The organism is Candidatus Hydrogenedentota bacterium (genome assembly GCA_016791475.1).
In the GTDB taxonomy this organism is placed as follows: domain Bacteria; phylum Hydrogenedentota; class Hydrogenedentia; order Hydrogenedentales; family JAEUWI01; genus JAEUWI01.
On record JAEUWI010000461.1, the window covers coordinates 1 to 521 of the forward strand.

Annotated in this window: 1 pseudogene; it reads right to left on the bottom strand. The window is 56.4% G+C overall.

The window, feature by feature from the left end:
* Positions 1-521 (bottom strand): annotated as a pseudogene (gene narZ, locus JNK74_30250) (nitrate reductase subunit alpha).

Below are 521 nucleotides of genomic sequence, written 5' to 3' on the forward strand. Positions count from 1 at the left end.
TTGAAGGCATAGGTAAATTGCGCATAGCCGCCCACCATGAAGAGGGGCTTCAGGCGTGTTCTGGTGAGGCTGTTATGACCACCGGCGCGGCGATTTTTCCGCTCCTTCGACTTGGGAGTGGTGGCGGTGCGCTCCGGTGAGTGATAGATGAAGGCCAGTCCCCGCGGTATGCGTGCACTCACGCAGGCTCTGGTGACCACCACGCCGTGATCGTTTAAAACTTCTACCCAGTCGTTGTCTTCAACTCCGATCAGATCTGCGTCCTTTTCATGCGCAGGGTGTCGCCGAAGGTGGAGTGGATGTGCCACTTACCGTGGGGAGTCAAGTAGTTGAGAACAAGGGAGCCGCTGTCCCGGGCAGTTTTTTCCAGGTCTTTAGTGAGGTGCACATCCGGCCGTGGTTTATAGGTGGGCAGAGCCTCGCCATAAGCAATATACGTCTCATGATCCAGGTACATATGCTGCCTGCCGGTGAGGGTGCGCCAGGGTATTTCTTCCTCGATGTTCTGGCAGTAGGCCGAA